The sequence below is a fragment of the Collibacillus ludicampi genome, assembly GCF_023705585.1.
Classification (GTDB): domain Bacteria; phylum Bacillota; class Bacilli; order Tumebacillales; family BOQE01; genus Collibacillus; species Collibacillus ludicampi.
The window spans coordinates 2,264,233-2,284,608 of record NZ_BOQE01000001.1; the positions used below are offsets into that span (position 1 = coordinate 2,264,233).

Below are 20,376 nucleotides of genomic sequence, written 5' to 3' on the forward strand. Positions count from 1 at the left end.
GTTTTGGAAATGGGGGAAATCCTTTTGAAAATAGCATTCAATCAAGCAACAACGATGAAAAACTCTTCTCTGAAAACGGATTTAGAGCTTTGTGAAAAACTTGGATACGAATTGATTGAAATTCGATTCGATAAACTGAAGGAATATTTATTAAACAATACCGTAGAGGATCTGAAATCGTTTTTCGAAAACAGTAGAATTAAGCCCTATGCTTTTAATGCGCTTGAGTTTATTAGCTTTAGAGACGAAGAAGGGTATCAGCAAATCAAAGAAGACTTAAAATTTTTATGTCATGTTGGTGAAATCATCAATTGCAAAACAATCATTGCTGTCCCAACCTTGGATATTGGAGATTATACGAAATCGCAGATTAAAGAAGAAACTGTAAGAGTACTGAATGAGTTAGCAGATGTAGCCCAACCCTATGGCGTAAGACTTGCCTTGGAATTTATCGGATACCCAAACTGTTCAGTAAATACTTTTGGCCAAGCGTATGAGATTGTAAATGAAGTGAACAGAGATCATGTAGGGATCGTTTTGGATTGTTTTCACTTTCACGCCATGAATTCCAGAATAGAAGACTTACAGAAAGCTGATCCAAATAAAATTTTTGTTTTTCATATTGATGACTGTGAAGATTTACCCGTTGGTGCATTGAGGGATTATCATCGATTATGGCCCGGAGAAGGGGCAATTAACTTAGATCTGATAGTACGTACTTTAAAAGAAATTGGGTATCATGAAATGGTTTCTGTTGAATTATTTAGGCCGGAATATTGGGAATGGGATATTGAAAGAGCCATAAAAGTCGCTAAAGAAACTACTGAAAAGATGGTTAGTAAATATTTTGAAGTGGAGTAATCGCCAAGACTCCACTTTTCATTTCCTCAATTTATACCGGCTGACCGCATCGTTCAACAAACGATCAATGAGTCCGAAAAAGCGATGCTGAATCAATATCGTGTGCTGATGCTCCTCGGCGTCCGAGAGCACGTTAAAAGTACATAAGAGATCAACGAGCAATAGCAATGGGCAGTGGGGTGTATTTCATGAGGATAACAATCGGTAAAAAGTTGATAACTGGATTTATTTGCGTACTTCTTCTCCTGGTTTCAGTGGGCGGAATCTCCATCTGGAAAATAAACAAAATGGCAAGTCATGCAAAAGAAATAAACGACGATTGGATACCCAGCGTACAGACTCTCAGTCAAATTCAGCAGGATTTTATTGATATTCAACGACTATCCTTACTCATTGCCTTGGAGACGGATCGCAATGAAATGGATCAACTGGTACAAAAACTCAACGCTGAAGTCGATGATTTAAAGAAAAAACAGCAAACCTATGAATCCTTCATTCGTAGTGAAGAAGAAAGAACTATGTACAACATTTTCGCCGCGTCTGAAAAAAAGTATTTGGAATTTACACCCGCGATTATAGAGGCTGCAAAGGAACATAATTTGGTAAAAGTGAATGTATTGGTAAGGGAAAACCGTGACAATTTTAATCGAGCGCTCCGTGATCTCACCGATAATATTGACCTAAATAAAAAAGGATCGACTACTGCTGCCCTCGCTTCATTACAGGAAGCCCAATCCGGTAGTACCTTGGTGACTCTTTTAGTTGTTTTGGCCATTCTCATGGGGATTGGCATTGCTCTTATGATCACACGAATGATCTCCAAACCTCTCGTTCAAATGTATGGAGCGGTCGAAAAAATCGCAATCGGCGATCTGACTGCAGATGAACTTCAAGTGAAAAACCGTGATGAAATCGGAGATTTGGCCCGATCCTTTAATCAAATGGCGAAAAATCTTCGAACTTTGATTCACCAAGTGATGTCAAGTGCCGAACAGGTGGCTGCATCCGCGGAAGAATTGACAGCAAGTGCCGAACAAACCGTTCAGGCAACCGAACAAATTGCCACGATTGCACAGGAAATATCCATAGGATCTCAGAAACAATCTCAAAGTGTAAAGGAAACTTCCCATACCATTAACGAAATGGCCGCCAGTGTACAACAAATTGCAGCGAGTTCGCAAAGTGTCTCAACAACGGCTGTACAAACCTCTGATGCAGCAAAAGAAGGAAATCAATCCATTCAGAAAGCGGTTCAACAGATGAATTTTATCCATACAACTGTCAACGAAGCAGCCCAGTCCATCAAGCAATTGGGTGAACATGCCAAACATATTGATACGATCGTTGAAATTATTTCCAATATCTCCAATCAAACAAATTTGCTCGCTTTAAATGCGGCCATTGAGGCCGCCCGTGCGGGTGAACAGGGACGAGGTTTTGCCGTCGTCGCCGATGAAGTGCGCAAATTGGCTGAAGAATCCAGGCAATCCGCGCAAAAAATCGCTGAATATATCGCTACCATTCAGGATGAGATCCATAAAGTTGTACAAAAGATGGAAGCAGGCACCATCGAAGTGAATACAGGTATTGAAGTTGTGCATGAGGCGGGAAATTCCTTTGAGCAAATTCAACGTTTGATTCATGAAGTAGCAGACCAATTTCAAGAAGTTTCCTCATCTGTTCAACAGATGGCCGCGAGCTCAGAGCAGGTGGTTAGAACCATCGATGACGTCACGGAGATTGCCGCTTCTTCCGCGGCGGGAACACAAACCGTATCCGCATCTGCCGAAGAGCAACTGGCAACCATGGAAGAAATCACAGCATCGGCCACCGCTTTGGCCAAGATGGCGGAAGAGTTACAAACACTGGTTGGACAATTCAAAGTTTGATAAAAAAGCGCTCTTATCGTCACTTCTGTCATGGGTAAGAGCGCTCTCTTTATAAGAACCCAAGATTCGCAGGACGGACGCGTTCTGCCATTGTATCAACGAGTACACCCCGAGGTTCGTTTGATGGGACGATGATCTCCATGCAGGATCTCATGGTTGAAATATTACAAATTGAGTGAATATCATGAAACAAAAAGCCAAAAAATGATTTATTCCCTATATGACAATATGTTATACTATGATTCCTAAGCCATCACAAAGGAGGTTTGAGTGATGCAAACAAACGTACATATTTCCACAAAAAAATCATCGAAAGCAACTGTGTGGATGGTTTTACTGTTTCTTGCCGTAGCCATTCTCGGACTTTATTACGTAAAATGGGAACCGTATTATCAGAAAGCATTTCTAGCGGCAACAAAGCATGATATCGGCGCATCGATCGTGAGTGGTAAAGCTGCCGCCGCTCCGGCACCGTCTTGGCAAGCAGCCCTGGATTATGCCAAAACATATTTTCTCGCTGTCTGGAAGGCTGCCGTCCTTGGAATCGTTTTGGGATCTTTGGTGCAAGTGTTGATTCCGCGTGACTGGTTGGTTCGTGTGCTCGGTAGCCGATCCTTTAAAAGTACCGCTGTTGCCAGCATAGCCGCACTGCCAGGGATGATGTGTTCATGCTGTGCTGCACCTGTGGCTGTGGGTCTGCGTAAACGGTTTGCTTCAGTAGGTGCCGCATTGGCATTCTGGTTGGGAAATCCCGTTCTTAACCCGGCAACGATTATTTTCATGGGGTTTGTTCTCAATTGGCGATTTGCCTTTTTGCGAATTGTATTTGGGATTCTATTAGTCTTTGGAGTGGCTTATTTGGCAAATCGTTTAGTCAAAGAGAATGAACTAAAGGCGGAAGGCGATATTTTTGAAGTACCCAAAGAGTTGGCGAAAGCACAAGGGTCACTATGGATACGATGGGGAAAAGCGCTCTTGTCCTTATTTTGGTCAATTGTACCCGTTTATGTTCTCACAGTACTCATTCTAGGGGCTGCCCGCGCTTGGCTATTCCCATCTGTCAGCGTTGAATGGGGCAACAGTCTCGTAACGCTCATCGTACTTTCCATCACCGGTACGCTCTTTGTGATCCCAACCGCTGCGGAAATACCGATCGTGAAAACGATGATGTCATACGGCTTGGGAGTCGGCCCAGCAGCCGCATTGATGATGACATTACCTGCAGTAAGTCTTCCTTCATTGATGATGGTGCGCAAAGTGTTTCCAGCCAAAGTTCTTTGGATGGTCCTTGGAGTGGTGATTCTCGTAGGCATCCTCACCGGGCTGGTCGCTATGATATAAAAAATTTTGCACGACTACATAAGAGCAGAAAGCTTCACGTGAGCAGCTAAAAAGCTGACACGTGGAGCTTTTTTTGCATCAACAGACATCATATCGGTAATGCGTCGAAAGAATCAAAGACTTTTTTTAGGAGGTGCTCTGATTACGATCAGGGAAATACGGAGATTCGGGAAATGATGGGGTGCAGTGCGTTCTGCCCATCTTCAGAAGAGGGTTGTGTAACTCGGGTATGAGGTAATTGACTTGGGTAATCTAAATGTACTGCCACCTGAGTACAGTGTGTACATCTCGGTTCAAGAATGTTGTGATTGTTAGTACCTGTGACTTGAATCCCGAAAAACTCACCTTCATAGCACAAGTGGATACATCCATTCTCACAATCATGAAAAGATCGTACAGCACGAGTAGCAGGTCGATAGGATAGGCTCGATGTTGGGGCAAACGGTTAAATCGGTTTGAATTCTGAGTTCAAGCAGACAGGAGGAAGTTTGAAATGATCGAATTTCGTAACGAACCTTTTACAAACTTTGAGGATCCTGCGAACAAGCAAGCTATGCAGGCGGCTCTTGCAAAAGTCAAGTCTGAATTCGGTCAGGAATACCCGTTGATTATTGGCGGGGAGAAGATTTTTACCGAGAGAAAGGAAAAATCGATCAACCCAGGGAACTTGGATGAAATTGTCGGGCTTCAGTCTCAAGCTGATAAGACCTTGGCTGATCAAGCGATTCATGTTGCACTCGAAACGTTCAAAACTTGGCAGTATGTAGACCCTCAAGAACGAGCGGGGTATCTGTTCAAAGCAGCCGCTGCGATGCGCCGCCGTAAGTTTGAGTTTGCTGCATGGATGGTATATGAAGTGGGAAAAAACTGGAGCGAAGCAGACGCGGATGTGGCTGAAGCGATTGACTTTATGGAATTCTATGGCCGTGAGATGATCCGTCTGGGCGGTCCGCAACCATTGGTTCCGCTAGAAGGAGAAGATAACCGTTTGTACTACATACCACTGGGGGTGGGGGTGATCATTCCTCCCTGGAACTTTCCCCTTGCAATTATGGTCGGAATGACAACGGCCGCTATTGTATCCGGTAACACGGTAGTGCTAAAGCCGGCTTCCCCTTCTCCGATCATTGCCGCGAAGTTTATGGAGTTGATGGAAGAAATCGGACTCCCGTCAGGCGTCATCAATTTCATCCCTGGTCCCGCATCAGAAATCGGCGATTTCATGGTCGAACACCCCAATACTCGATTCGTTTCCTTTACGGGATCACGAGACGTCGGTCTGCGTATTAATGAACGCATCGCGAAAACTGCCCAAGGCCAGACTTGGATCAAGCGTCTTGTAGCAGAAATGGGCGGTAAGGACGCAGTCGTTGTGGACGCTTCTGCTGATCCGGAAGAAGCTGCGATCGGGATTGTACAGTCTGCTTTTGGATTCCAGGGACAAAAGTGTTCGGCCGGTTCCCGTGCGATCATTCACAAGGACTTGTATGATGTGGTACTGGAAAAAGTCATTGCGAAAACGAAAACGTTACAAATTGGCCTGCCGGAGGAAAATTATTCAATAGGTCCGGTTATCGACGAGAAGGCATACAACAAAATTCTGAAATACATCGAAATCGGAAAGAGTGAAGGACGATTGGTTGCTGGTGGCGGCAAAGCGGAAGGCAACGGGTATTATATCCAACCGACAATCTTCGCAGATGTAAAAGAAGACGCGCACATTATGCTGGAGGAGATTTTTGGCCCGGTATTAGCGTTTTATAAGGCAGATAGCTTTGAAAAAGCGATCGAAGTGTTCAATAATACCGAGTACGGGTTGACGGGAGCACTGTACAGCAACAACCGAGAGCACCTTGAATACGCACGCAGACATATGCATTGCGGAAACCTTTACTTTAACCGTAAGTGCACCGGAGCGCTTGTTGGTGTTCATCCATTTGGCGGATTCAATATGTCTGGTACCGACTCAAAAGCGGGGGGCCGTGACTACTTGTTACTGTTTACCCAGGGGAAAGTCGTATCGGAAAAATATTAAAATTGATCCTACGTCCGTGGGGCTGTTTTTCATGCCAAGAGAGGGGAAACTCGCCCCTCTCTTTTTTGCACGAGAACAAAAAAATTTTCGTGGATCCAATTCATTATATGTAATATTCATTGTGAAATGGGAAAAGAGAAGATACTGTCTATACAGGCAGTCAGACAAGAAATGAACAGATGATTGGCAAGCAGAGGATAACAGTAACGTACACCGAATATGAAAGGAATACGATCAACAAGAATACACATCTCCGGGAGGTAAAATGTTGTTAAGCAAGATTTTGTGGGGATATGTGATTCTGGCCAACCTGTTCGGCTGGGCCAGTATGGGCTACGATAAACTTCAGGCCAAACGCCATGGACGACGTTTGCCGGAGAAACGTTTGTTTCTCACCGCATTTCTTGGAGGTGCGATCGGCTTGTTCGTTGGCATGTGTCAGTTTCATCATAAAACCCGACACCGTTCGTTTCAGGTATTGGTGCCTATGGCAATATTGTTCAATATCGTTCTGTATGTGCTTGTTTTAGGTGGGCGGTGATCTTGTTTTCCGAAGAGAACCATGAGATGTAAAACAAGGAATAGCCAAGGTAGCCCCTCCCGCAAGCGGCGCTATCAGAGGATGAAAAGCTTCTTGTGCAGGAAGAAGTAAAAGGCTATCTCAAGAAACGGAGTGGCTTTTGGGTGGGTTGTATCGCTTTGCGGTGCAGAGGTGAGTTGAAGGTCGTTCCGCTTCCTTTAAACCGTTAATAGGTCATATGCTTTGCGTGAAACAGCGACTTTGGAGGGCGTCTCGTTTCCTCTTTGTCTGGAAAGGGGTATGTGCTTTGCGCGTAATAGCGACTTTGAAGGTCGTCTCGCAACATTTGATTATGATTCCATGCGAGACGACCTTCACGGAGCATAAGCCGCAATGCATATATCCGCTGAAACGACCTCCACGGAGCATGAACGCAAAGCATATGACCGCTTGACCTTCATCGAACCCAAGCGCAAAGCGATACACCCACCCAAGCACTAGTTTTCAAGGTAGTCACGGAAAGTGACCCACTTTGGCTTTTTGCATTCACTCATTTATATTTTCCACGTTACCCATTCACAATCTCCCCGCCATTCACATGCAGAATCTGTCCCGAAACATATGTAGAATCATCCGATGCCAAATAAACATAGGTAGGCGCAAGTTCGAAAGGTTGCCCCGCACGCATCATCGGAGTGTCTGCTCCGAATGTGGCGACTTCTTGTTCCGTAAACGTCGAAGGTATCAATGGGGTCCAGATGGGGCCTGGCGCGACACCGTTCACCCGAATGCCTTGTCCGACCAGTTGCAGGGACAGGGAGCGGGTGAATGTGACGATCGCACCTTTGGTAGAAGAGTAATCGAGGAGTGTCTTGTGTCCGTGGTACGCGGTGATCGAAGCGGTATTGATGATCACGCTGCCGGGTTTGAGGTGAGGAAGGGCGGCTTTGCTCATATAAAAAAACGAAAAGATATTCGTGCGAAATGTTCGTTCCAGTTGAGCGGCGGTGATATTGAGAATACTGTTTTGCGGATGTTGCTCCGCGCAGTTGTTGACGAGAATATCCAGTTTGCCAAACGTCTGAATAGTCTGATTGATAACCTGCTGGCAAATGTTCTCGTCACCCAGATCACCGGAAAACAGCAAGCAACGACGGCCAAGTGATTCGATCCTTCGTTTCGTTTCTTCGGCATCACTGTGCTCGTTTAGGTAGGCGATAACAATGTCTGCACCCTCTTGTGCGAACGCGTAGGCGACCGCGTGCCCGATCCCGCTGTCACCACCGGTGATGATTGCAACTTTGTTTTGTAGTTTGCTTGCAGCTGTATAGTTAGGGTTCTCAGAAAATGGACGAGGGTTCATTTCTGATTCGACGCCGGGTCTCTGATTTTGATGTTGCGGAGGAAAAGTAGTGGGCAGATTGAACAGAATGGAGTTGTTGATTGGCATGAAGAATCGACCCCTCTTTCAGTGAAATTTCGTTTGTTTATCTGGTACCCAAGTGGTGGAACTTTTATCACAAGCAACAGACTCAGTTGGATTGTCGAAAAAATATACGAGCGAGGTTCTTGCCACTAAGGCTGGAGCGTGCTATACTGTCCTCTAAATAAGGATTCAATTCCTTTGTAGGAGGACAGTAAGTTATGTGATTCTTCCTACGATATGTAGTACAAGTATTGTTATTTATGTTCCTTTTTTCTTTCAAGCTTGGCAAAGAATGTACATGCACTTTTCCCGGAAAATAATAAATCAAGAAATCTTAATCTTTCAATAAATCAGGAGGACATAAAGATGAAAACGTATGTAGAAGATATTGGGGAGAGAACCGATTCAGATGATCTTCATAATCATGGATCACAATATAAAATTTCTAATTTAGAAAACAAGAGGAATAGCTCGCTGAATGTACAAGAAAAGAGCAGCATCGAAAAAGGTCCTGTCCAAAAAAGAAAATGGCTCGTCTACCAATCTGATGGATCATTATTACACGAGAAGGAAGTCGATTGGGTCTGTTTTTCAAGGAGAGGAGACGAAGAGCTTATACTTAATGGATTTATTCCCGCCAACTTTTCCTTTCAAGGAGAACAAGATATCAAAGAAAATTTCCGGTTACGAATCTTCACACGCGTGAACTTTTCAAGGAACCCTTACATTGATTGCATGTATGTTGTGTATTCTACATATGCGGGTTCGTACATTTTGATCAAGGACGTTCCAACCCTCATCGATTTCTTTTATCGCCTGGAACACCTTACGGAGTTGATATTTCCGGAATCCTACGTGTTACGAATATAAAAATCTGAGCTGTCCAGAGGCGGATCCCCTGAATGATTGGGGTTCCGTCTATTCATTTTTACCACTTACCATGAACGAGACCCTCCGTGACCAACCGTTCTACTGTCGGAAGGTCTGCAGGTGCCCAGTTTAACGAAGAGAGTTTTTCTACTGGCAGCCATATCAATTTTTCGTGTTCGCTGGCGACAGGTTCCCCATGAACGATTTTGGCAAAATAGGTCTCAAGATGAACGACTGCGTCCGGGTAATGATAAATCGTCTCGGCGATATGATCGCCAACATCGATCTCACAGTGCAGTTCTTCTTTGATTTCTCGTTTCAGCGCGTCTTTCGGATCCTCGTTTGACTCGATTTTACCACCGGGAAATTCCCAGAAGGACGGTAGAGACATTTGCTCCGAACGTAACGCACACAAAATTTCGTTTTTTTCGTTAATGATCACTGCACCGACCACATCGATTCTTTTCGTCATGTTCGTTATGAACTCCCTTCTTTATATATGTCATTCTCATGAAAAATTTAGTCCTAGGTACGATCATATTCTTGTAGTCTGTATGCAAGTAATTTGACATAATTTTTGTAGATCCTTTTGATTAAAATTCACTCATAGATTGAATAAACCATGAGATGATGATAAGTGAGTGAAAACATGGGGTGCCAAAATCAAACAGGTTAAAAAGGAGCCATCATCATGAACTTTATGTCGCAAATGTTAGATTACTTTCGCTCACCTGCTATCAAAGAAAGTTTGTATAAAGCATTGGCGAATCAGGACTGTACATTGGAAAAGGATAAGCTGTTGCCGGAGATGGATGGATTTACAGCCGATTTGTATATTGAAACGGATGATGTCATCTATCTTGTAAAGACAGTCGAGAAATTCTCAATCGAGCCGTTATCTGGAGACGATGTGGAAGATCTTTGGCAGGCAAAAAAGCGGCTTGTACAACATGTGTACAAACAAGTGGTGCCTATCATGATTATCGGTCAAAACACCCAAGGTCATTCATTTATGGAAGCCGCGTATCGCCATCATGTGCTTGTCATACAAGGTCCGATTGAAGATTGTGCGAATCATCTGGAATTCATTCTGCAACACCAAGTGGTACCAACTTATCAGATGTCCATGCAAATACGAGATTCGGACATGCTCTTTTTTGCGATTTGATCATCTTAGGAAAGTCAAAATGGTGGAGCGCATTTTAACCATGATTTTGGCTTTTCGGATTTCAAAGAAGCTACCTTGAAAATGTGTAGTTTGGCGGGCGTATGCTTCGCGTTCGCGCTCCGTGGAGGTCGTCTCGCACGGAACAATGTTCAGATGTCGCGAGACGACCTCCAAAGTCGCTGTCTCACGCAAAGCATTACGCCCACCCAATGTCACTTTTCATCTTCTGATGGCGCCATCGCTTGCGGCATGGGGGACTACTTTGAAAATGAGTGCTTGGGTGGGTGTATCGCTTTGCGCTTGGGTTCGATGAAGGTCTTGCGCGCATATGCTTGGCGTTCATGCTCCGTGGAGGTCGTATCAGTGGGTATGTGCTTTGCGCTCATGCTCCGTGAAGGTCGTTTCAGCGGGGTATATTGCATTGCGCTTATGCTCCGTGAAGGTCGTCTCGCATGGAATCATAATCATATGTTGCGAGACGACCTTCAAAGTCGCTATTACGCGCAAAGCACATACCCCTTTCCAGACAAAGAGGTAACGAGACGACCTCCAAAGTCGCTGTCTCACGCAAAGCATTACGCCTACCCAAAGACACTTTTCATCCTCTGATGGGCCGCTTGCGGCATGGGTGGCTACTTCGATATCACGCAAAGACATCTGTAAGGCTTTAAAAAGACATTTTTATGAAAACCAAGAATAAGGGTGAGTATCCATACATGAAAAAAGATTCATCATTGGTTTTTGTTTACGGAACATTACGCCGTCATGAGACAAACTTTCACTTTTTGAAAAATGCGGAAAGGGTAGCCGCACAATGTTGGACATACGGCCAGTTGTTTAATACGGGAGAGGGATATCCCGCAATGATAGAAAGTATGACAGAACGGGTCTATGGCGAGCTTTATCGGGTAACCCCAAACGAATTAAAAGCCCTCGACCAACTCGAGGATTATTATGGGGAAGGCTGTCATAATCTTTATGACCGCATTCGCCAAACGGTTTACACGGATCGGGGGAAAGTGGAGGCTTTTGTTTACGTTTGGGCACAAGACAATAACTCGTTGAAAGAACATATTGTTTCAGGGGATTGGAAATGCTATCGGTTGTTTGGGAAACATGAACATCTCTTTTTCACGTATGGTTCCGTTATAAATAGCGAGAGATTAAAAGAAGATGATGTGGAACATTTGTTTCAGAGTGTCAATGGCAGAGGATTGCTGCATGGGTATTCATTAAGTTTTACGCAGCAATCATTTGACGGGGGAATGGATGATATCGTGGAGATCGGAGGATGTGTGGAAGGTAACGTGTACCTTCTCTCGCGGGAGGCTGTTGATTACTTGCGGGATCGGGAAGAAGTGAAACAAGGGATGTACCGGCCAACATTTGTCGATCTCGAAATGGATGGACAGATCGTCCCTGATGTGCTCACGTTCGTCGTAGTAAAGAAGGAAGTGTAAACAAGTTCCGCCGGCATATTTAGCCACAGATCTTTTGAGTAAGGTGATCTTTCTTCATGTAAAGTTTACAGGAGTCATGTCGATTCAAATCGAATCATATAGCTAATTCGAGAAAAAGAGAGAATCATAATAGAACGATACCATTGAATGAGTTATATGTAGATTTTTGTTTCGTATTGTTCAATGGACTGGATTGAGATGAGCCAAGTTACGTGATACTATTATTCACGTCGCCGCGATGCGGTGGTGATAATGAGTGAACATGAAACGGATGGATACTCAAGTGGTCGAAGAGGACGGTTTGCTAAACCGTTAGGAGGATGTAAATTCTCGCGAGGGTTCAAATCCCTCTCCATCCGCCAGTTCCTTGAAGTCAGCATCTGTAATCCAAGTGGGTTTTATAGAGATTGATGCGGACGCTTAGCTCAGCTGGGAGAGCACCTGCCTTACAAGCAGGGGGTCGGCGGTTCGATCCCGTCAGCGTCCACCATCATGCCAGCGTAGCTCAGCAGGTAGAGCAACTGACTTGTAATCAGTAGGTCGCAGGTTCGATTCCTGTCGCTGGCTCCACTTTCATATCGATTTCGATTACGTGTGGAACGTTGTTCCTGTGTGATATACTTGGTGGATGTGGCGAAGTGGCTAACGCACCGGATTGTGGCTCCGGCATTCGTGGGTTCGATTCCCATCATCCACCCCACGTTGGGGAGTCGCCAAGCGGTAAGGCAACGGACTTTGACTCCGTCATGCGTAGGTTCGATCCCTACCTCCCCAGCCAAGGATCTGATTCACTCAACTTGTTGATCGACAAGATAATCGAATATTTGCGGGTGTAGTTCAATGGTAGAACTCCAGCCTTCCAAGCTGGTAGCGTGGGTTCGATTCCCATCACCCGCTCCATATGGGCCTATAGCTCAGCTGGCTAGAGCGCACGACTGATAATCGTGAGGTCAGTGGTTCAAGTCCACTTAGGCCCACCAAAGAGGCACGCGAAAGCGTGTTTTTTTGTTTTTGTTGTAAACTTTCAATGATCCTTCCCATTCCGCTTTTACAATACCATCCGATCACCTGTTTAAATATGTGCGTGTAAACCACGCGATCATATCTCTCACCATTTCTTCCCGGTTGATTTGAGCATTCATGACTTTCGCCTTCAGAAAAGTGAGACGCAACATTCGCGCTGATTGTTGTTGATTCGATTATTTTGAAAAAATGAAATAAATTCATTGTTTTTTGTCTGTTCTATAACATAGGACATTGACAAAGAACAGATGAAAAAGATAATTAAAATAAGCGCGAAAAATGGAGGCGATTCAGATTGAAAACAGCGGATTTATGTGATCGGTACCCCAACGAATTGAACATATGCGAATTGTCTTTCCGTTCTTATGGGAAAAAAAGCTCGTTTTTTGGTCCCATCTCAACTGTCAAAGTGCAGGATGATAATGTTTTGGTTTTAGAAGCGATCGAAAGTGTACCAGCCGGTACAGTGCTTGTAGTGGATGGTGGCGGATCGAAGCGATGTGCCCTTCTGGGAGACCGATTGGCCTCAATCGCTGCCTCACGTCAATTGGCAGGCATCATTATAAACGGTTGTGTCCGTGATGTCAGTGAGTTATCTAAAATTGAGTGTGGAATTTTTGCTTTAGGGAGTATGCCTCTCAAGAGTAAAAAGGAAAGAAAAGGAGAGACCAATGTTGTTGTTCGTTTCGGTGGCATAGACTGGACACCTGGCCAGTATGTTTATGCGGATGAAGATGGTGTTGTTGTCTCCGCAAGAAAATTAGAAGTGTAAAACAAATCCATGGGGATCAACCGCTGTGAAGAACATCCGGTCATCGGTAGGGGTTGATCGGCTGTATCTTTAGAGTCCTTATGATTTCACGCTATCCCTCTGAAATAAACCGTGCAAAAATTCATCGTATAGGTTAATCTGACATTGAGCCATTTTCCATTCCTCTTTAGTAGATGGGGCGGCAACCATACTCCACCCAAGAGGAAGATAAATGGCTCAATTTTTCTAGATTCTGAACCGCATACTCTCTACCAAGCTGTTTATTATCTGAGTCGAATACAAAATAAGGGTGTGTTTGTATGCATCAATATTGGTTTTGGATTGGAAATTTCCCTGTACGTGCTTATAGCACGATCTTTGTCTTAGCATTTCTTCTCGGATTGGGAGTGACTTTGTATTTTGTAAGAGCCGATCAAAAGCAAGATTATATCCCGCATATATGGAATCTTGCACCCGGTTTGTTCATTGGCGGAATCATTGGTGCTCGTTTTTGGCAGGTGTTCTTCTTTGATTGGTCCTATTACTCTAAGAATTTGAGTGAAATCATCGCGATCTGGCATGGGGGGCTGTCAATACAAGGAGGTATAGTAGGAGCCTTTCTTGTCGGCACCTGGTATGTCTGGCGTCACAAGTTAGACTTTTGGGATATGGCAGATCTCGTGGCTCCGGGTATCTTACTTGGACAGAGTATTGGCCGTGATGCCAATTTGTTGAATGGTGACGCATTCGGAAGTCCCACACATCAGGGATTTGGCTTGTTGTATCCGACGAGCACATTGGCCTATCAAACATATGGCAATCAACCGTTATGGCCAGCCGAAGTCTGGGAGGGACAGGCCGATGTCATATTGTTTGCACTGATGTTGGTATTCAAGCAGCGTAAATGGCCAAAGGGATTTCTGTTTTTGTTTTATTTGATCGGTTATAACCTCATTCGTTTTGGACTGGAATGGTTACGAGGTGATTCCCCCCGGTTCCTATTCGGTTGGGATGCGGCCCAGTGGACTTCGATGCCGATTGTGGTGTTGGGAATCATCGTTGGGGTCATGTTGTTCGTACACGATCGAAAAAAGAGAGGCAACCCAAGCGCATGAAGTCCTGACTTTGGTAAATGGCATTCCAAAATAAAAAACTCCCCATTTCTTGACCAAAGTCTCCTCTCCTCTCAGAGAGATTGTCCAGAAAGTGGGGAGTTTTCCATTCGGCTTCATCTTTCTGTTGAATTTATCATATTTTAATGTTTTGTTGTGGCAAGTGAGTAATCGAGGACACGCGAATCGACAAGATGAGCGTGATCATAAGGAAGCACACGATCATGCTGACTACACCGTCCCATCCATAAGATGTCCAGAACATGCCACCGGCTGTTCCACCAATGCTCGAGCCGACATAGTAGAAGAACAGGTAGAGTGACGATGCTTGTGCTTTGTCATGGGTAGAGCGGCGCCCGACCCAACTGCTGGCAATTGAATGACCGCCAAAGAAGCCAAAGGTGAAGACAGCAATGCCAATGATTTTTAGCAGAAGGTTGATGTTCAGAGTCATGCACGCACCGATGAACATAATCAATAGCGTGACCCCAAGCACTTTGGGCCGCCCGTATTTGTCAGCCATGCGTCCCATCCAGGTCGAGCTGAACGTCCCTACGATATAGACAATGAAAATCCAGCCGACTAGCGTTTGACTGAGCGAATAGGGAGGGGCGATCAATAGATAGCCGATGTAATTGTATAATGCGACAAAACTGCCCATCAGAAAAAAGCCAATACCATACAAGCAAAGCAAACCGGGATCTTTAAGATGGCTGATCATCGATTTTATCAGTTTCCCTATTTCCAAAGAACGTGGGTGAAAGTTTTTCGAAGGTGGAAGCGAGAACCAAAATAAAAAGCTGGCTATGATACTTAACACACCAATGACACTGAGCGCGACACGCCAATTGAAGAGGTCGGCCAACATCCCGGTGATCAACCGACCACTCATCCCTCCGATTGAGTTACCGCTGATATACAGCCCCATGGCCACTCCCAAATGAGTAGGCTCGATCTCTTCCCCCAGATAAGCCATTGCAATGGCGGGTAAGCCCGCCAATACGATGCCTTGCAGGATTCGAACCCCAAGCAAAAAGTGAAAATCAGGGATGAATACGGTCAGTACACTCAGCACGGATGCTGCGAAAAGGGAAAATGTCATGATTGGTTTTCGGCCCCATACTTCTGACAAGGAGCCAACCAGTAGCATGCTGACAGCCAAGGCGAACGTTGTTACCGACAGTGAGAGGCTGGCGGCAGTGGGTGAGATATGAAACTCCCTGGAGAGCTCTGGCATGATCGGCTGTGTGCTGTACAAGATAGCAAACGTGTTGAGGCCACCGGCAAATAACGCAACATTGGCCTTGCGAAATGCCGGAGTCCCTTGTTGGATATAACTCATCGTGCTATCACTCCAAGGTTCATACTCCATACTATATTTTCCACAACGTGTGACTCCTTTCAAAATCTGCAAACATTCATAGTTATAGAGTTCAAGTGCTGAGTCGAACATATTTTGAAAACAGAATTCAGTTCGAACACAATTAATAGTACGCCTTGACTCGTTATAACGTCAAATTTATAATTTGCATCAATTTGATGCATGTGGATAATGAATGGACGTCACGATAAAAGAGGTGTTCGTTAATGGAATGGAATCAACTCCAATACTTTCAAACGGTAGCACAAATACAACACTTTACTCGGGCTGCAGAGATACTTTCGATCTCCCAACCTGCCCTAAGCCGTTCGATCGCAAGGTTAGAAGAGGAATTGGGGGTACCCTTATTTGAACGACAAGGACGGATGGTTTCTCTCAATCGTTATGGGGAAATATTCCTTAAGCGTGTGAACCGTGCCATACAGGAAATAAATGATGGACAACAAGAGATTCAAAATCTCATTCATCCTTCACACGGAAGTGTTTCCATCGGATTTATTCATACGCTAGGAACGAACCTGATACCAGATTTACTGGGTCTATTTCGTAAAAACTATCCGAATATAAACTTCCAGCTCTTCCAAAATGGGGCGAGCATGATTTTAGATCAGCTTGAAGCTGCAGAAATTGACTTTTGCCTCTGTTCGCCGACGCAAACAAGAGAAGGAGTCCGTTGGGTAAAATTATTTACCGAAGAACTTTTTGTCATCGTTCCTAACGATCACAGGCTTGCAAAACGAAGTAGTATTAAACTGAACGAAGTTGCCGAGGATCCATTTATTCTTGTAAAAAAGGGGTACGGTTTAAGAGAAATTACGGAGCAAATATGTAATGAGGCAGGATTTATCCCAAATGTAACATTTGAAGGCGAAGAAGTGGGCACCATTGCAGGATTGGTCGGGGCGAAATTGGGAGTTGCACTTATTCCTCATATCAAAGGATTAGATATGACAAAAATATCACTATTACGGGTGAGTCAACCTATATGTCAGAGGGTTATAGGTATCGCTTGGATAGAAGGTAGATACTTATCACCTGCAGCGAAACGGTTTAAGCAATTTGTCCTCGATCATTTTTGTCAATTCGAATGAGATCAATAAGTAAGGCTTGCTAGCCTCAGGTCAACATTTTTAAAATCACAGGTAAAACCAGAAAGGAGGAGAGCGTGGTCCAAAGGATACATTTGGATACGCATTGCGGGGCAGCGTTAAATTGTTCTGCCAGGATGATCGCATTGACAGCCGCGGGCATGGAAGCCAGGATCAAGAGGACGGAGAACAGCAGGCCTTTTACTGCGATCACGTTTAAAATCACGTACGCGAGCAGAGGGGCGGCGAGCAGTCGCACGAACAACCCCGCCCAGAATGCCCGCTGATACGTTTGCGGGAGTTTTACGCGTTTCACACTCATCATTTGCACGCCCAGAACGGACAAGACGACGGGAGAATAGGAATCGGAAAGCATCGTGAATCCCTTATCCACAGTATCCGGGAGATGGACATGCAACAGGCGCAAGAGAACGGCCAGGAGGGTCGCATATACGGAAGGCATCGCAAAAACGCTCTTGACTGCCTTTTTCACTGTGAAGTGTGAACGGGCGGCAAAGTAAACGCCAAGCGTGTTGACCAGAATCATCTGGATGATGACATATACGGCGGCGATATCCAGACCGCTTTTGCCGAAAGCGAGCATGACAAGCGGCAAACCGTAATTGACGCAGTTTGTGAATGTGGAAACCATCGTGAGGCCTGCCCGTTCTTCCATGGACAGAGAATAAAGTTTACATAAAATAGTAGAAATCAACCAAAGAGACAGCAAATTCACAAAGGAAAAAATCATGATCTCTGAAATATCGTGAAATGAGATTTTCGCTTTGAAAATCGACTCGAAAATCAACGCAGGGCTCAACACATACAACGCAAGCGTTGAAATGGGCTTCGTGTCAATCCCGCGAAACCGGTACAGTAAGGCGCCCCCGATCACGGGGAACAAAATGGGAAGAAACACATGATATATCGTGGATAGAAAAGCATGCCCCATGGTTTTTCCGGCCTCCTCCGACCCTATTAAGAAAAATCATAAAACATATTGAGGAAGCGCGCAATCGGAATGCGGGAAACGCTCGCTCGTACAGAAAGCCTTGAATGAAGAGCACAATGTTAGCGCCTTTCAGCGTGTAGACGAAGTACTGAAAATTCAAGGTTTACACGCATTTTTGTCGTATATCATACACAAGTGAGGAGGAAAAAGAATGAAATTTACCTTTCGATACGGAATTGATGCCCCCTTTTGGGTGATATTTCTCATTGTGTTAGGAGCAGGTGGGTTCATCGTCAGCATGACAGGATTACCCCAAAGTATAGGTGGTTTGGTATTTGGTTTGTACATGTTGGTCACTGGTCTTTGGATGTTCTTGTATTCGACTGTGATTAAAATAATGCACCGCCACGTGATCTTGAACCTTGCCCAAGCACATGCTGGCGACAAGGTATTGGACGTGGGAACTGGACGGGGGCTACTCGCTATTGCTGCCGCGAATATGGGGTGTAAGGTGACTGCAATCGATAAATGGTCTCAATGGGATCTTGCAGGAAACGGAAGAGATGCACTGCTGAAAAACGCAAGAGATGAGGGGGTTCCGCACATTGAGGTAGTAGACGGTGACGTACAGGAATTGCCGTTTGCGGATGAATGTTTTGACGTAGTTGTTTCGAATTTCGTTATCCATAATATCAAAAGCGCTGGGGGCAGAGCCCGAGCGATCCAGGAAATGTGGCGAGTCCTGCGTCCAAATGGTCATCTTGTTATCTCAGATATCAGTCGAACGCAGGAATATGTTCAGATATTATCCGGGTTGACTGATCATATCACAACGGAGCGGTTTTTTTACACGTTCCCCTTTTCTCGGGTCGTAGTGGCACAAAAAAGGAAACTTGGTTAGGAAAATAAGGTTTGTATTCTGACTATCGGTTGTCGAAACAACAAAAATTGATTTGCGTGAACGTGATCATTTGGGTCTCTTCAGAGAGAAAGGAGGCAGGGAAATGCACTTGGCAAACAGTTCTGAGTTAGCGTTTATCATTTTACAAATCATAATCGTGTTGTTTCTTATGATTCACGATTGGGTTCCGATGGGGACTTTGAATGACGTCAAGGGAGTTCTTAGCCAAAACACGGTCAAGCAAAATCTCATCATCACACTGATCAATACCATTCCGTTTGCGGTTGGCTTGATCATTTCTCTTGTTTATGCAGGGAAGCCATACCCCTTGTTTGTAAAAATGTACTTAGTCCTTGCTTATGGTACTGTTTATTGGTGAACTCAAAGCCTCGTGGATTCCTTACCTCTTCGTGACGGATCCGCAACGTATCAGAAGATATGAAGCCATGTTTGGCAAAACCCATTCCTTTTTGCCCAAGCGCAACGGGATCGTTCCAAACACCGCCCATACTCTGCTGCACATTTGTACACTCATTGTTCTGATTCTGGCAATTCAAATTTCGTTGAGATAATAACACATCTTGTTTTACCCGGGAAAACAGGGGAACATTTAAAAAAATATAGATTTACTCGAAAGGAAAACAGGTAAAATTCCTCGGTTGGATGCCGGGGATTTTTTTAATACTTTCATTCTGTAACAGAATGAATATTTTATTTGAATTTATGTGAAATGTTTATTATCATTGTATGTAAAAATAATTCACAAATTAGTGACGGGAGGAGTCTTGAAGAAATATGATGCATTTTGGAAGGGGAACGATCAACAGAATACGGTTGCCATTCACTGATTACATGATCCATTTGGGATCCGTTTATTATTCGGCTTGAATTTGTATCGGGGGAGGGTATAAAGAAATGAAACTTTTGTTTCTGCCTGTTATCACTTTAATGAATCGCTTGAAATACATACAGAAATTTTTATTAATTGGTACAATTATGGTCATACCGATCGCTATTTTAATCTATTTTTTAAATTCCGAAGTGAATCAGGGGATCGATTTTGCGACGAAAGAGCGACAGGGGATTTCCTATCTTACCCCCGTTAAAAACTTGACGAAAGATATACAAGAACATCGAGCGTTGGCAAATATGTATGCCAATGGAGATTCGACAGCGAAAGAAAAAATGATAACGCGAGAAACAAAGATCGAAGAAGATATAAAAGAAATAGATCACGTGAATCAAAAATTAGGCACTTCTTTAAAAGCTTCTGAAAAATGGAATGAACTGAAATCAAAATGGACGGATCTAAAAGGGGAAGTATTTCACATACAAGCTAAAGAAAGTTTAGATATGCATACCGCATTAATTGCAGATATTTTAGATTTCAATAATTATATAGGGGATACTTCAAATCTAATATTAGACCCTGATATTGACAGTTATTATTTAATGGATGCGATTGTTATCCAAATTCCTCATCTTACGGAAAAAATAGAACAAGCGTCATTTCTAAGTAATGATATAGCGACGAAGAAATCTGTTAGCGATGGGGATAGGATCCGTCTTACTACTTAATACGCAGATATCCAATCACT

The 20,376-nt window shown here is 44.2% G+C and carries 18 protein-coding genes and 7 tRNA genes; 21 read left to right on the forward strand and 4 right to left on the reverse strand.

The genetic code is table 11. The features are described 5' to 3' along the window. Positions 1-24: 24 nt before the first annotated feature. The 5 genes from DNHGIG_RS11480 to DNHGIG_RS11500 all read left to right on the forward strand — a co-directional run bounded on the left by DNHGIG_RS11480 (position 25) and on the right by DNHGIG_RS11500 (position 6,667). On the forward strand, positions 25-861 hold the full coding sequence (locus tag DNHGIG_RS11480) for a sugar phosphate isomerase/epimerase family protein (protein WP_282199709.1): 837 nt from the start codon (positions 25-27) through the stop codon (positions 859-861). Between the two features lie 188 nt (positions 862-1,049). Beyond that, a complete protein-coding gene (locus DNHGIG_RS11485; protein WP_282199710.1) occupies positions 1,050-2,750 on the forward strand; it encodes a methyl-accepting chemotaxis protein in 1,701 nt (566 codons plus the stop codon). 273 nt (positions 2,751-3,023) lie between these two features. Then, a complete protein-coding gene (locus tag DNHGIG_RS11490; RefSeq protein ID WP_282199711.1) occupies positions 3,024-4,091 on the forward strand; it encodes a permease in 1,068 nt (355 codons plus the stop codon). Between the two features lie 493 nt (positions 4,092-4,584). Then, complete coding sequence (pruA, locus tag DNHGIG_RS11495; RefSeq protein WP_282199712.1) at positions 4,585-6,126, forward strand: L-glutamate gamma-semialdehyde dehydrogenase; 1,542 nt, start codon at positions 4,585-4,587, stop codon at positions 6,124-6,126. A 268-nt stretch (positions 6,127-6,394) separates the two neighbouring features. Further along, a complete protein-coding gene (locus DNHGIG_RS11500) occupies positions 6,395-6,667 on the forward strand; it encodes a DUF1294 domain-containing protein (RefSeq protein ID WP_282199713.1) in 273 nt (90 codons plus the stop codon). A 547-nt stretch (positions 6,668-7,214) separates the two neighbouring features. Here the strand turns inward: DNHGIG_RS11500 and DNHGIG_RS11505 are convergent. Then, entirely contained in the window at positions 7,215-8,096 is an 882-nt protein-coding gene (locus DNHGIG_RS11505) for an SDR family oxidoreductase (protein WP_282199714.1), read from the reverse strand. A 342-nt stretch (positions 8,097-8,438) separates the two neighbouring features. Between DNHGIG_RS11505 and DNHGIG_RS11510 the strand changes: the two genes are divergently transcribed. Beyond that, on the forward strand, positions 8,439-8,942 hold the full coding sequence (locus DNHGIG_RS11510) for a hypothetical protein (RefSeq protein ID WP_282199715.1): 504 nt from the start codon (positions 8,439-8,441) through the stop codon (positions 8,940-8,942). 58 nt (positions 8,943-9,000) lie between these two features. On the opposite strand, the gene DNHGIG_RS11515 is transcribed toward DNHGIG_RS11510, so the two are convergent. Then, positions 9,001-9,414 carry a (deoxy)nucleoside triphosphate pyrophosphohydrolase gene (locus DNHGIG_RS11515; protein WP_282199716.1) on the reverse strand — a complete coding sequence of 138 codons (414 nt, stop codon included), beginning with the start codon at positions 9,412-9,414 and terminating at the stop codon, positions 9,001-9,003. Between the two features lie 219 nt (positions 9,415-9,633). Between DNHGIG_RS11515 and DNHGIG_RS11520 the strand changes: the two genes are divergently transcribed. The 11 genes from DNHGIG_RS11520 to lgt all read left to right on the forward strand — a co-directional run bounded on the left by DNHGIG_RS11520 (position 9,634) and on the right by lgt (position 14,459). Continuing rightward, positions 9,634-10,110: a hypothetical protein gene (locus DNHGIG_RS11520; protein ID WP_282199717.1), complete on the forward strand. Its 477-nt coding sequence runs from the start codon at positions 9,634-9,636 to the stop codon at positions 10,108-10,110. Between the two features lie 716 nt (positions 10,111-10,826). After that, a complete protein-coding gene (locus DNHGIG_RS11525) occupies positions 10,827-11,570 on the forward strand; it encodes a gamma-glutamylcyclotransferase (protein ID WP_282199718.1) in 744 nt (247 codons plus the stop codon). A gap of 269 nt (positions 11,571-11,839) precedes the next feature. After that, a tRNA-Ser gene (locus tag DNHGIG_RS11530) sits at positions 11,840-11,932 on the forward strand. Positions 11,933-11,984: 52 nt separating this feature from the next. Then, positions 11,985-12,060 (forward strand) — tRNA-Val (locus DNHGIG_RS11535). Between the two features lie 4 nt (positions 12,061-12,064). Then, a tRNA-Thr gene (locus tag DNHGIG_RS11540) sits at positions 12,065-12,140 on the forward strand. A gap of 54 nt (positions 12,141-12,194) precedes the next feature. After that, positions 12,195-12,270: transfer RNA gene (locus DNHGIG_RS11545), tRNA-His, on the forward strand. Positions 12,271-12,273: 3 nt separating this feature from the next. After that, positions 12,274-12,348 (forward strand) — tRNA-Gln (locus DNHGIG_RS11550). 48 nt (positions 12,349-12,396) lie between these two features. Next, positions 12,397-12,470: transfer RNA gene (locus tag DNHGIG_RS11555), tRNA-Gly, on the forward strand. Positions 12,471-12,473: 3 nt separating this feature from the next. Continuing rightward, positions 12,474-12,550, forward strand: a tRNA-Ile gene (locus DNHGIG_RS11560). Between the two features lie 338 nt (positions 12,551-12,888). Then, on the forward strand, positions 12,889-13,365 hold the full coding sequence (rraA, locus tag DNHGIG_RS11565) for a ribonuclease E activity regulator RraA (protein WP_282199719.1): 477 nt from the start codon (positions 12,889-12,891) through the stop codon (positions 13,363-13,365). A gap of 299 nt (positions 13,366-13,664) precedes the next feature. Continuing rightward, the gene (gene lgt, locus DNHGIG_RS11570) at positions 13,665-14,459 is read left to right on the forward strand and encodes a prolipoprotein diacylglyceryl transferase (protein WP_282199720.1); all 795 of its coding nucleotides are present in this window, start codon (positions 13,665-13,667) and stop codon (positions 14,457-14,459) included. 133 nt (positions 14,460-14,592) lie between these two features. On the opposite strand, the gene DNHGIG_RS11575 is transcribed toward lgt, so the two are convergent. Then, the gene (locus tag DNHGIG_RS11575) at positions 14,593-15,798 is read right to left on the reverse strand and encodes an MFS transporter (RefSeq protein WP_282199721.1); all 1,206 of its coding nucleotides are present in this window, start codon (positions 15,796-15,798) and stop codon (positions 14,593-14,595) included. Between the two features lie 245 nt (positions 15,799-16,043). Here DNHGIG_RS11575 and DNHGIG_RS11580 point away from each other — a divergent pair, with 245 nt between their 5' ends. Beyond that, positions 16,044-16,928 (forward strand): LysR family transcriptional regulator, encoded by an 885-nt coding sequence (locus tag DNHGIG_RS11580; protein WP_282199722.1) that lies wholly within the window; start codon positions 16,044-16,046, stop codon positions 16,926-16,928. Between the two features lie 25 nt (positions 16,929-16,953). Here DNHGIG_RS11580 and DNHGIG_RS11585 read toward each other — a convergent pair whose 3' ends face one another. Continuing rightward, entirely contained in the window at positions 16,954-17,877 is a 924-nt protein-coding gene (locus DNHGIG_RS11585) for an AEC family transporter (protein ID WP_282199723.1), read from the reverse strand. 211 nt (positions 17,878-18,088) lie between these two features. On the opposite strand from DNHGIG_RS11585, the gene DNHGIG_RS11590 reads away from it, so the two are divergent. From DNHGIG_RS11590 to DNHGIG_RS11600, 3 genes are all read left to right on the forward strand, one after another. After that, positions 18,089-18,778 carry a class I SAM-dependent methyltransferase gene (locus tag DNHGIG_RS11590; protein WP_282199724.1) on the forward strand — a complete coding sequence of 230 codons (690 nt, stop codon included), beginning with the start codon at positions 18,089-18,091 and terminating at the stop codon, positions 18,776-18,778. Between the two features lie 103 nt (positions 18,779-18,881). Next, positions 18,882-19,157 carry a hypothetical protein gene (locus DNHGIG_RS11595; protein ID WP_282199725.1) on the forward strand — a complete coding sequence of 92 codons (276 nt, stop codon included), beginning with the start codon at positions 18,882-18,884 and terminating at the stop codon, positions 19,155-19,157. 536 nt (positions 19,158-19,693) lie between these two features. Then, on the forward strand, positions 19,694-20,356 hold the full coding sequence (locus DNHGIG_RS11600; protein ID WP_282199726.1) for a hypothetical protein: 663 nt from the start codon (positions 19,694-19,696) through the stop codon (positions 20,354-20,356). The last annotated feature ends 20 nt before the right edge of the window (positions 20,357-20,376 follow it).

Excerpts from the sequence above, each read along its gene's own strand:
- DNHGIG_RS11485 (WP_282199710.1), top strand. The coding sequence starts at position 1,050 with ATGAGGATAACAATCGGTAAAAAGTTGATAACTGGATTTATTTGCGTA.
- DNHGIG_RS11490 (WP_282199711.1), top strand. The coding sequence starts at position 3,024 with ATGCAAACAAACGTACATATTTCCACAAAAAAATCATCGAAAGCAACT.
- pruA (WP_282199712.1), top strand. The coding sequence starts at position 4,585 with ATGATCGAATTTCGTAACGAACCTTTTACAAACTTTGAGGATCCTGCG.
- DNHGIG_RS11505 (WP_282199714.1), bottom strand. The coding sequence starts at position 8,096 with ATGCCAATCAACAACTCCATTCTGTTCAATCTGCCCACTACTTTTCCT.
- DNHGIG_RS11510 (WP_282199715.1), top strand. The coding sequence starts at position 8,439 with ATGAAAACGTATGTAGAAGATATTGGGGAGAGAACCGATTCAGATGAT.
- DNHGIG_RS11515 (WP_282199716.1), bottom strand. The coding sequence starts at position 9,414 with ATGACGAAAAGAATCGATGTGGTCGGTGCAGTGATCATTAACGAAAAA.
- DNHGIG_RS11520 (WP_282199717.1), top strand. The coding sequence starts at position 9,634 with ATGAACTTTATGTCGCAAATGTTAGATTACTTTCGCTCACCTGCTATC.
- DNHGIG_RS11525 (WP_282199718.1), top strand. The coding sequence starts at position 10,827 with ATGAAAAAAGATTCATCATTGGTTTTTGTTTACGGAACATTACGCCGT.
- lgt (WP_282199720.1), top strand. The coding sequence starts at position 13,665 with ATGCATCAATATTGGTTTTGGATTGGAAATTTCCCTGTACGTGCTTAT.
- DNHGIG_RS11575 (WP_282199721.1), bottom strand. The coding sequence starts at position 15,798 with ATGAGTTATATCCAACAAGGGACTCCGGCATTTCGCAAGGCCAATGTT.
- DNHGIG_RS11580 (WP_282199722.1), top strand. The coding sequence starts at position 16,044 with ATGGAATGGAATCAACTCCAATACTTTCAAACGGTAGCACAAATACAA.
- DNHGIG_RS11585 (WP_282199723.1), bottom strand. The coding sequence starts at position 17,877 with ATGGGGCATGCTTTTCTATCCACGATATATCATGTGTTTCTTCCCATT.
- DNHGIG_RS11590 (WP_282199724.1), top strand. The coding sequence starts at position 18,089 with ATGAAATTTACCTTTCGATACGGAATTGATGCCCCCTTTTGGGTGATA.
- DNHGIG_RS11595 (WP_282199725.1), top strand. The coding sequence starts at position 18,882 with ATGCACTTGGCAAACAGTTCTGAGTTAGCGTTTATCATTTTACAAATC.
- DNHGIG_RS11600 (WP_282199726.1), top strand. The coding sequence starts at position 19,694 with ATGAAACTTTTGTTTCTGCCTGTTATCACTTTAATGAATCGCTTGAAA.